The organism is Frankia sp. CeTa3Moorea (assembly GCF_978021225.1).
In genome coordinates this window covers 1-10,523 of record NZ_CDXDOR010000038.1, presented here as the reverse complement: position 1 = coordinate 10,523, position 10,523 = coordinate 1, and the positions used below count along the sequence as shown (strand labels likewise).

The 10,523-nt window shown below is 68.4% G+C and carries 8 protein-coding genes and 1 pseudogene; 8 read left to right on the top strand and 1 reads right to left on the bottom strand.

The features are described from left to right. Positions 1 to 168: 168 nt before the first annotated feature. The 3 genes and pseudogenes from AC08OV_RS09475 to AC08OV_RS09465 all read left to right on the top strand — a co-directional run. Positions 169 to 1,215 (top strand): annotated as a pseudogene (locus AC08OV_RS09475) (RiPP maturation radical SAM C-methyltransferase); the annotation flags it as partial. A gap of 30 nt (positions 1,216 to 1,245) precedes the next feature. Next, positions 1,246 to 2,466, top strand: coding sequence for a YcaO-like family protein (locus tag AC08OV_RS09470; RefSeq protein WP_476613056.1), 1,221 nt, complete (start codon positions 1,246 to 1,248; stop codon positions 2,464 to 2,466). 20 nt (positions 2,467 to 2,486) lie between these two features. Continuing rightward, positions 2,487 to 3,557: a TfuA-like protein gene (locus tag AC08OV_RS09465; protein WP_476619553.1), complete on the top strand. Its 1,071-nt coding sequence runs from the start codon at positions 2,487 to 2,489 to the stop codon at positions 3,555 to 3,557. A gap of 132 nt (positions 3,558 to 3,689) precedes the next feature. Here the strand turns inward: AC08OV_RS09465 and AC08OV_RS09460 are convergent, their stop codons facing one another. Beyond that, positions 3,690 to 4,244 carry a flavodoxin family protein gene (locus tag AC08OV_RS09460; RefSeq protein ID WP_476613054.1) on the bottom strand — a complete coding sequence of 185 codons (555 nt, stop codon included), beginning with the start codon at positions 4,242 to 4,244 and terminating at the stop codon, positions 3,690 to 3,692. A gap of 510 nt (positions 4,245 to 4,754) precedes the next feature. On the opposite strand from AC08OV_RS09460, the gene AC08OV_RS09455 reads away from it, so the two are divergent. The 5 genes from AC08OV_RS09455 to AC08OV_RS09435 all read left to right on the top strand — a co-directional run bounded on the left by AC08OV_RS09455 (position 4,755) and on the right by AC08OV_RS09435 (position 10,459). Further along, entirely contained in the window at positions 4,755 to 5,573 is an 819-nt protein-coding gene (locus tag AC08OV_RS09455) for an SAM-dependent methyltransferase (RefSeq protein WP_476619552.1), read from the top strand. 209 nt (positions 5,574 to 5,782) lie between these two features. Then, positions 5,783 to 7,960: a putative bifunctional diguanylate cyclase/phosphodiesterase gene (locus AC08OV_RS09450; protein ID WP_476613052.1), complete on the top strand. Its 2,178-nt coding sequence runs from the start codon at positions 5,783 to 5,785 to the stop codon at positions 7,958 to 7,960. A gap of 252 nt (positions 7,961 to 8,212) precedes the next feature. After that, entirely contained in the window at positions 8,213 to 8,506 is a 294-nt protein-coding gene (gene gvpO, locus AC08OV_RS09445; RefSeq protein ID WP_476613051.1) for a gas vesicle protein GvpO, read from the top strand. Positions 8,507 to 8,614: 108 nt separating this feature from the next. Beyond that, positions 8,615 to 9,112 (top strand): gas vesicle protein, encoded by a 498-nt coding sequence (locus AC08OV_RS09440; protein WP_476613050.1) that lies wholly within the window; start codon positions 8,615 to 8,617, stop codon positions 9,110 to 9,112. Between the two features lie 45 nt (positions 9,113 to 9,157). After that, the gene (locus AC08OV_RS09435) at positions 9,158 to 10,459 is read left to right on the top strand and encodes a GvpL/GvpF family gas vesicle protein (RefSeq protein ID WP_476619551.1); all 1,302 of its coding nucleotides are present in this window, start codon (positions 9,158 to 9,160) and stop codon (positions 10,457 to 10,459) included. Positions 10,460 to 10,523: the final 64 nt, after the last annotated feature.

The following is a 10,523-nucleotide window of genomic DNA, read 5'->3' as shown; positions in this document are numbered from 1 at the left end:
CTCCTTAACAATGTGAAAAATGACTTCATATTATTTATTTAACACATACTTTTATTGCAATAATTCAATCAAGACTATCTTATAGTAGCACTTTTTGCATAAATTCTACACTTATCCATATTCATATGAATGTTATAGGAAAACTTAAATTCCTTCCGGGCCAAAGCCCCGGACCAGGTCGTGGACGAAATCGAGTTTCTCGCCCGCCGCCACCGCAGGGTGGAGTTCGACGTCGTCGACAATATCCTGGATCCCAAGTTCTTCGACAGCGTGTTGCCTGAGCTCGCCAAACGGCGCAAGGCCGGCCACGACTACCGCTTCTTTTACGAGATCAAGTCGAACCTCGTGCCCGACCAGGTCCGACAGCTTCGCGACGCGGGAGTCCACCGGATACAGCCCGGCATCGAGACGTTGAGCACACCCCTGCTGCGTAGTATCGACAAGGGCGTCGCCGTGTGGCAAAATATACGCCTCCTGATCTTTGCGGCGCGCTACGAGCTGCTTCCGACCTGGAATATCATTTACGGGCTGCCGGGCGAGACCGACGAAGACTACGTGGCGATGGCAGACCTGGTGAAGTCACTTGTCCACCTCAAGCCGCCCGGGCTGGTCCGGCTTCAGGTCCAGCGGTTCAGCCCTTACTTCGACAAACCCGCGTCCCACGGCTTGCGGCTGCTCGGTCCCGCCGCCTACTACCGCCACCTGCACTCCGTGCCGGCGGACGAGCTCGCCGGCCTGGCGTATGCGTTCGAGTACGAGCACGTGGACGGGCACGACCCCGAACAAGCGGTCGCCCCGTTGCGTGACGCGGTCGACGCCTGGGACCGCTGCTGGACGCCCGGGCGCCACCGGTCGCTTCGATACGAGAGAGGGCCGGGGTTCCTGCGTATCCGCGACCGTCGCCCCTTGCTCCCGAGCCGCGACATCTTCCTCGACGACGTCGAGGCGGAGCTCTACCTCGCCTGCCTCGACGGCGCCACCCCGTCGAGCGCGGCGGATCGCCTGCTTCGCGACCGCGACCTTGACCTCGATCCCGACGAAGTGCGAGCCTTTTTGACCGAGATGACCGATGCTCGCCTCGTGTTCCGGGATGGCGACCGGTTCTTGGCACTGGCCTTGCCACTGACACCCGACGCCGACCCGCCGGCCCGCTCCGCCGCGGCGCGCACGAGACCTCGCCTGCGCCTGGCGACCTCGGACCGAGATGGCAACTGACGTCGTGCATCTGGTGGCCGGAGGATCGCGATGACAGCAAAGACCTTCACCCTCGGGACCCACCGCGCGGTGGCGCCGGAAGAAACCGTCCGGCGGCTGCGCGGCCAGCTCGACATGTTCGGGATCACGAGAGTAGCGGACATCACTGGACTGGACCGGATCGGCATACCGGTGGTGACTGCCTGCCGCCCGGCCGCTTACTCGCTGGCCGTCTCGATGGGCAAGGGCGTCACGCTTGCCGCCGCCAAAGCCTCGGCAATCATGGAATCCGTCGAGCTGTGGCACGCCGAACGGGCGAGTGTGCCGACCGTGTGGGGACCCGCCTGCGACCTTGCGCCGCGCCACCAGATAGCCGATTGGTCTGGCCTGGCTCGGGCAACCGGAGCGAATTTTGCGACCACGACACCGACGACGTGGGTGGCGGCTGCCTCGCTCGTCGACGGCACTGCGGCGCTTGTCCCGTTCGAGGTAGTGCACACCGACGGTCGAGTTCAGGAACCGCCAGGTAGCGGCTGGTTCAGCTGTACCTCGAACGGTCTATCGTCGGGCAACAACGGCTTCGAAGCCAAGCTCCACGCACTCTGCGAGCTGATCGAACGCGATGCGATCACCATGTGGCGGCTTACCGGCGACGTCACCACGACCACCATCGATCTTGGCAGCGTCACCGACCCGGTCGGCAGGTCACTGCTTGAGCGCTTCGACGAGGCTGGGATCGCTGTGATGCTCCACGACGCGACGAGCGATATCGGTGTCGCCACTGTGGAGTGCACAGTCTTCGAGCCAGACGCCGACGACCAGGATCTCACGGTCTACGCCACGAGTGGCATGGGATGCCATCCCAGTCGAGACATCGCGCTGTGCCGTGCCGTCACCGAAGCGGCGCAGAGCCGTCTCACGCTCATCAGCGGCGCACGCGATGACATGTTCCGCGCCCGCTACCGCCCGAGCTCCGCTGCCGCCGAGCAGGCGCGACTGCTGCGAGAGCGCTGGCGGGCGTCGTTGCGCGGCGGCCGCGACGTCAGCGACCTCCCCGACCTCTCGACGAGCACGCTCGAGCGCGACCTGGAAGCCGTGGTGAGTGCGCTCGTCACCCGAGGCTTCGACCCTTGGTGGGTTGACCTCAGCCGGCCGGACACCGGCGTTGCGGTCGGCCGCGCGGTTGTTCCAGGTCTCGAGCCGCCCAGTGACGTGTCGGGGTACAAGCCGGGTGCTCGCGCTCGCGCCGCTGTCGAGGGCGTCGTCGGTTGACCGGGCCAGTGACTGGGCCATTGCCAGTCGTCTTCCTCGGCCCGACACTCGGCATCGACGACGCTCGCGCCGTTCTGGACGCCGAGTTCCTGCCGCCCGTTCAGCTCGGGGACGTGTGGCGGATCAGCCAGGAGAGACCGCCCACGATCGGGATCATCGACGGCTACTTCCACCAAGTGCCGGCAGTGTGGCACAAGGAGATCCTGTACGCCCTAGCGCTCGGGATCCGGGTCTACGGGTCGTCGAGCATGGGGGCGCTACGCGGCGCCGAGCTGGCGCCCTTCGGCATGGTCGCCGTCGGTGACATCGCTGCGGGATATTGCTCCGGTGAGCTGACCTCGGACGACGAGGTGGCCCTTGTGCATGCAACGAGCAAGCACGGCTTTCGGCCGCTTTCGGAGCCCCTGGTGAACGTGCGAGCGACCGTAGCTGCCGCGACGGCGCAGGGCGTGGTCTCTCGCATGACCGGAGAGCTCGTCGTTCAGACCGCACGTTCGTTGTTTTATGCTGACCGCCGGTGGGAGCACCTGCTGAACCTGGTGCCGTGCCCCCCCGAACAGCTCGAGGCGTTGCGCGCGTGGCTGCCGCAAGGCCGAGTCGATCAGAAGCGGGCCGACGCAGTGGCCATGCTCGAACGGATGCGCGACGACCTCATGCCGTCGAGTAGCGAAACGACCTCGCCCGCTGCGACTGAATTTACCCCCACCGTGCTCTGGAACGAAGTCGTGCGGCAGGAGACGCCCATCGCCAGCATCCTTGACGAGTTCCTCTTGGCCGTTCCGTTGGCACACACTGTGGCTGAGGGTATTGCGCGCGCGTCGTCCGGTGAATGGGTCGACTGGGTAGCGCTCCTTTCGGCTGAACCCGACTGGCCCGAGTGCTGCCGCCGAGCAAGGCGGAAACGGCAGATGTGGACTCAGTCCACCGACGATGATCAGAGCAACGCCGACAAGCTCCTTGCCTGGTTCTTCGGCGAGCGTCTGGGGTGGCCAGACGACCTCGGCGCCTTTCTCCGCGAGCGTGCTTGGACGGACGTCAACCGCGTCACCGAGGTCGCCGCCCGCGAAGCCGCTTTCCTCGCCGCCCGGTAGTCACGCCCGAAAATCGCCTCTGCCAGTTTGTGCAACCAGAAACCTTACAGATCCGTGCAAGATCCGACTTCCTCCACCGAGTCGTTCGTACTCGGCGGCGATCCGGGTGAAGTGTTGCTGTGTCAAGGCGGCTCAGGAAAGCGCGTTACCCTTCGCCGAGGCAGGGACCATCCATCCGAGGCTTTCGGCCCAGCGGCGGGCGCGTTCGGGTTCGTCGGCCACCAGTGGGCCCGCCGGGCCGTCGACGTAGAAGCTCCGCGGACGGTCGAGGAGGGAGAAGCCGAGACGGTGCAGGCACTTTGCCGCACCGGCCGCGGCCGAACCCGCGGGACGGGGGTGACGGACCTTCGTGTCGAACGTGGCCGCTCCGGTGAGCGGTATCCCCTCGGGCGACCCACTCGGTTGCCTGGGCAGTGCCTCGAGCCACTCCCGGATCCCGATTCCCGGCGACACGACGTTGCCCTCGGTCCGCCTGGTGGCGTCGTGTCGGGTCTCGGGCCGACTCATCTCGAACGCATGGGTGGGCCCGCCGACGATGAGGAGCCTGACATCGTCGTTCAGGGCCGGGTCCGCGGTGCCGACCTCCACGAGTCCGACGTCCAACCACGTCGACAGGCCGATCGCGACGGCGTCCGCGATCACCCTGGTGTTGCCGAACATCGATTCATACACGACGAGGGCGCGCATCTCGTCCCACTCCTCACCCGGAACCTCGTACCGGAGCCTCGTACGGTCCCGGCCGAGGGCGACGCCCGAATACCCGCGCTGTCCCGGCCGCCGTCGGTCTGTCGGCTGCCGCCGCGAGCTCCGGTCCTCCCGGTTCTTTCGGTTCTTCCGGTTCTTGCGGCCGTAGGGGTCTCCTCGGCCGTCGCGGGCGTCGACCCTCGATCCAGGTTCCAGACCAGTGTCATCCGTGGACGGCCACGCAGGGCAGGGTCGGACGGTCTGGTCAAACCGGACATTCGGCACGGTCGGCGGCTTCCCCATGGGCCGCCGCCGGAGGTCGGTCCGCGCCGCCGGGAGGCCCGGGCGGGAGGTAGGGCGGGCGTGCGATGAAACGAGCGAACGCGGTGCGAACGCGATGTGGAGGTACTGGTCTCCGTAGCGACACCGGCCGGTGTGGTGACGAAGGTGGCGATGGTAGACAATCTCCTCACCGTACGTCGTCTAGTGGGTCGCGCAGGAGAATGGATGATCATGGAGGAGTTGCCCGAGTGGGCCGCGGGGATCGATGTCAATCGCCCGAGCGCTGCGCGGATGTACGACTACGCGCTCGGCGGATCGCACAATTTCGCGGTGGACCGGGAGGCGACGCGCGCCGCCCTCGAGATCCTCCCGGATGCCCTGCTGATCGCCAGATCGAACCGGTTGTTCCTGCACCGGGCGGTGCGCTTCCTCGCTGCCGAGGCCGGGATCACACAGTTCCTGGATCTCGGCTCCGGGGTGCCGACGGTCGGTAACGTACATGAGATCGCCGAAGGGGTGAATCCGGAGGCCCGGGTCGTCTATGTCGACATCGACCCGGTCGCCGTCATCCACTCCCGGATGCTGCTCGCCGACAATCCGCGGGCCACGGTGCTGCAGGCGGATGTTCGGCAGCCCGCGTCGATCCTCGGCTCCAGCGCGGTGGCCGAGCTGCTCGATCTTTCTCAACCGATCGCCGTGCTCATGGTGACGGTTCTGCATTTCGTCCCCGACCGCGATGACCCCGCTGGCATCATCGATTCCTTCCGGGAGGCGACGGCGCCGGGCAGTTACCTGGCCATCTCGCATGTGATCGCGGACGAGCGGGCCGTAGAGATCAACCAGGCCAGCAAGGTCTACGACGAGACCCCCACCGGGGTGACCCCGCGTTCCCGTGCGGAGATCACCGATCTGCTCCGCGGATACGACCTCGTTGACCCGGGCCTGGTCTACCTGCCGGCCTGGCGCCCGGACGCGGCGGGCATGGGCGCCGATCCCCTCGCGGGCAACCCGGTGCGTTCCACGGTACTTGCCGCGGTCGGGCGCCGGTAGCCGGTAGCTCGCCGTTCCTTGGCTGTTCTTGGCCGTCCTTGGCCTTTTATGGTTTTTCCTGGCTATCTCTCACTTTTCTTAACTTTTATTAGTTTTTTTCCGGCTTCCGGCGTTTTTCCGGCCAGCGGCCGAGGTTTTGTCACAGGGCGGGTCAGGCCCAAGGTTCGTCATGGTCCGGTAAGACATGCGTGCGATGAGGAGTGCGTGCGGTGAGGTCCCTGCCCCAGACGGCCCGCCAGCAGGGCGTCGCGCGCTTCGCCCAGGCCTGGGCCCGAGAGATCCTCGGCGCCAGCTACCCGGCGATCGGCCTGATCGACGTCGAGCAGCGGTTACGGGCGTTGAGCGACCGGCTCGTCGACGCCCTGCTCGCCGAACCGTTCACGGCCGACCCTGCGGCCGCGGTCGGGGCTGCCGTCGTCGAGTACACCTTCGGCGCCGCGGACGCGTTGGCCGGAACCATCGAGATCTGTGGCACCAGACTGCTCACCGACCTACGACTCGGGACGGCCGACGGGTACGGCGCCCGGCTGGCGGCGTTGCAGGGCGGCCTGGCCCAGGGATACGCCCAGGCGCTGCGGGAGCGGATCCTCGCCGGGCAGGACTCGATCCATCGCGCGGCCCTGCACGCGAGCGATGCCCGCTTCCGGCTGATCTTCACCGGCTCCGCGATCGGAATCCTGATCAATGACGGAGACGGACGGATCATCGACGCCAACGACGCTTTTCTGCGGATGCTCGGAGTCGGCCCGGGTCAGGTGCAGGGCAGGTCAATCGACGAGTTCGCGCATCCCGAGGACGCGGGGGAGCTCCGGGAGGCCTATGCCGCCCAGCGGACCGCCGGACCGGAGCACATCCGGATGGAGCGGCGGTTCACCGGGATCGGCGGGTCGGTGGTGTGGGCCGAGCTGACCACGTCGTGCCTGCGCGACGACGACGGGCGGTGCCGTGCGCAGCTCTCCATGATCGCGGATGTGACCGACCGGCATCTGTTGCAGAGCCAGCTGCGCCGCCAGGCGCGGCACGACCCGCTCACCGGCCTGCCGAACCGGACGGTACTCATCGAACGGGTCCACGAACTGATGGCCACGGGACCGGAACGTCGCGTCGGGCTGTGCTTCATCGATCTCGACGGATTCAAAATGGTGAACGACAGCCTCGGCCACGACGTCGGCGACCGGTTGCTCGTCGCCGTCACGGACCGGCTGCGTCGGGTGCTGTCCCCGGAGCAGCTCCTGGTCAGGATGGGTGGTGACGAGTTCGTGATCCTCGTCGCCGACACAGCCGGCACGGCGGACGCCGTCGCCGTCGCCGAGACCGTGCTGGCGGCGCTGGCGAGCCCGCTGCGGGTGGGTGACCACGCGCTGTCCATCGGAGCGAGCATCGGCATCGTCGAACGGCCCGTCGCCGACGGGGACTACGCCGATCTGCTGCGGGCCGCCGACATCATGCTCTACCGGGCGAAGGCGGAGGGGAAGGGCCGCTGGGCCCTGTTCGACGCGGAGCGAGGCGTCCGGCAGGCGACCCGGCACACTCTGTCGACCATGCTGCCCCGCGCCCTCGAACAGGACCAGTTCGTCGTCGAGTACCAGCCGATCATCGCTCTCGGCGACGGTGCGGGTGCCAGGATGGCCGCCGGGGCGATGGTCGGGGTGGAGGCGCTGGTCCGCTGGCGGCATCCCGGCCTCGGTCTGCTGCCCCCCGATCTGTTTATCGGGATGGCGGAGGAGACCGGGCAGATCGTGCCCCTCGGCCGGCGAGTGCTGGAGCTTGCCTGCCGGCAGGCGCGGCAGTGGCAGGAGTGTCATCCGCACGCCCCGTTCGTCAGCGTCAACCTGGCCGCCCGGCAGACCCGCGAGGCCGGCCTGGTGGAACAGGTCCGACGCATTCTCGACGAGACCGGGCTTTCCCCGGACCTGCTCCAGCTGGAACTTACCGAGAGCGCCTTCATGGGCACGGCCGACGAGCCGCTGCGGGTCCTGCGCGGGCTCGCCGAGATGGGCGTGCGGATCGCTATCGACGACTTCGGCACCGGTTATTCCAACCTCGCCTACCTGCGTCGGCTGCCGGTGCACACGCTCAAGCTCGCCGGACCGTTCATCGAGGGCTTCCGCTCGGCGCGGGACGCCGACCCGGGGAATGAGGAGATCGTGCAGACGCTGGTCGCGTTGGCTCACACCCTGCGCCTGACGGTGACCGCCGAGGGCGTCGAGACCCTGATGCAGGCCGAGCGGTTGCGCGCGGCCGCCTGCGACAGTGCGCAGGGCTTTCTCTTCGCGCCGCCGCTGACGGCCGAGGAGATTACCCAGAGGATCCTCACCCGGTCCGCTGGCTCGGACCGATCATCTTCGAGCCCCACGCGGGCAGTGCGGGCGGCATGGGCGCGCTGATCCCGTAGGACGCGCTGACCTCTCCACCTCCAGTGGATCTTCGGCGTGGGTGGCCTTGGCTCCTCCGGGCGGGGGCTCCTCCGGGGTGGTGCGGCGGTCGGTGATCTGCGGTCGACACCCGTCGTACGCTGGGAGTTTGGAGCCGGTAGTCCCGGGAATGGGCGGCGTGTCGATGTCTTCGATGCCTCGGTCCTCCTTGTCCCGGAGACGGGGGTGGACGGGGGCCGCGTACCGGCCATGAGCCCAGACGCCATGAGCCCAGACGAGGACAGGACCGCCCGTCGCCGGGTGGGCCGCGGGGGACTGGCGGCGGTGCTGCCCGGCGTGCTGGACGAGTTCGGGACGCTGTTGGGGCATAGTCCGGAGCGGGTCTCCGGTGCGCGGCGGACCGACGACGGCTGGTCGGTGCTGGCCGACGTCGTCGAGTTGGAGCGCATCCCGTCCACCACGAGCGTGCTCGCCACCTACCGGCTGGACGTCGACAGGGAGGGGAACCTCGTCGGTTACGAGTGGCTGCGGAGGTTCGTCCATGGCGCCACCGACTGACCGCCACCGACTGACCGCCACCGACTGACCGCCACCGACTGACCGCCACCGACTGACGAGGTTGCCGCGTGAGGTCGCCCATCGCGACAGCAGGAACCGGGCAGGGCCATGACCGTCGACCGCAGCCTCTTCGCCGGGCCGCCTCGTGCCCGGCCCTGGGGTGGTTCGCGTCCGGACTCGCTGGCCGACGTGTTGGAAAGGGTCCTCGACAAGGGGGTTGTGATCGTCGGAGACGTGGTCGTCAGCGTCCTGGACGTCGAGCTGCTCACCCTGAAGCTGCGGCTGTTCATCGCCTCGGCGGACACGGCGCGGGAGATGGGCCTGGACTGGTGGACCGCGGACCCCTTCTTCAACTCCCGGGCGCGATCTTTGGAGGAGGAGAACAGGAGGTTGCGGTCGCGGCTGGCCGAGGTCGAGCCCGCCGACGGGCGGTGGCCCGGGCGGACCGAAGACCACCCTGAGCGGATCGCCGACCGTCCCGCGCAGATCGCGAATCGTGCCGGGGAGGGTGTGGGCGAGCCGACGGACCGGGATCCGGCGGACGCGGTCGAGCGGCTCTTCGGCGGGGCCGGCCGGCCTGGCTGGCGCAGGGGGGATCGGCCTTGACGGGGTATCGGCCGCCGAGGAACGGGACACGAGGGAGTAGCGGCCATGAGCACGACGGCCGGGGCTGAGGACCTCACGGCCCTCGCCCGGCGACTCGCGCCTGAGATCGTCGAGGAGGCCGTCCGAGAGGCCCGCGAACTCGCCCGACATCAGATCGTCGAGTGCCTCGCCCGTGAGATCACCCGGGTGGTGATGGAGGGCATCCGGCCGGCCGTGACCCCGCCCCGGGACCTTCCTCCCGTTCCGGTCTCGCAGTCGGGGTCGGTCTCGCGGTCGGAGTCCGTCTCGGAGTCCGTCTCGGAGTCCGTTCCGGAGTCGGTTCCGGAGTCGCTTCCGGAGTCGACCGTCGAAACTGTGGGCGCGGTCGGGCCCGGCGTCCGGACGTCCTCGCGCGCGTCCCGGACCGACCGCGGTCTTTACGCATACGGCATCATCCCCGCGGCGAGCGACACCGCCGGAATCGAGGGGCTGGGCGCCGGCACCGAGGTGGACGCGATCGCCTGCGGGCCGTTGTCACTCGCCGTCTCGGAGGTCGAGTTGAGCCTGCTGCGTGACCTCGAGGAGGACGTCTCCGACACCGGTCGCCTCGCCGTGCTGGCCCGCCGGCACGATCAGGTGCTGTGGGAGCTGCTGGAACGCGGCGGTGTGCTGCCGCTGCGGTTCGGCACGGTGCTCGCCGACCCGGAGCAGGCCCGGGCCATCCTCGACGACCAGGTACGGGACCTGCTCCGGATGCTGGACGCCGTCCGGGACGCCCGTGAGTGGGGATTCCGGGTGGATTCGCCTGTCCACCACCCGGCGGAGACCGTGCCCACGGTGGGTGTGGGTGGGCGGGCCGGCTCGGCAACCGGCTCGGCAACCGGCTCGGGAACGGCCTATCTTGCCGAGCGGCGCCGGGAGCTGCAGGCGGAGCGGGACCGGCGTGACGAGATCGCGGCGATGGTCGATCGGGCGGATCGGGAGCTGGCCGCGCACACGCGGGATGACGCCCGTCGGCACACCGGTCGGCCGGGGCGGATGTTCGACTGCGCGTACCTCGTGCCGCGTTCGGAGGAGGAGGCTTTCCTCACCACGGCGACCGCGCTGACGCGGGAGCTGGACGCGGCGGGGTGCCCCGCCGAGGTGACGGGTCCCTGGCTACCCTACTCGTTTGTCCATATCACGCTGGGTCGTGGCCGGCGCCTGGGTGGCACCTTCGACGGTCACGAGGACTCGCCCGGCGGTGGAGCGCCGGTGGTTGACCGGGTGCGCACCGCCGATCGGGTTCCGGACGCCGACCGGGTCCAGGGTCCTGCCGGAGGACGGCATGGTGCTATCGGAGGACGGCATGGTGGCGGCGATGACTGAGCTCGGCGAGGTGCCGGTTCCCCGGGGGGCCGTGCCGGGACGGGGCGCTGTGCGGGGGCAGGGT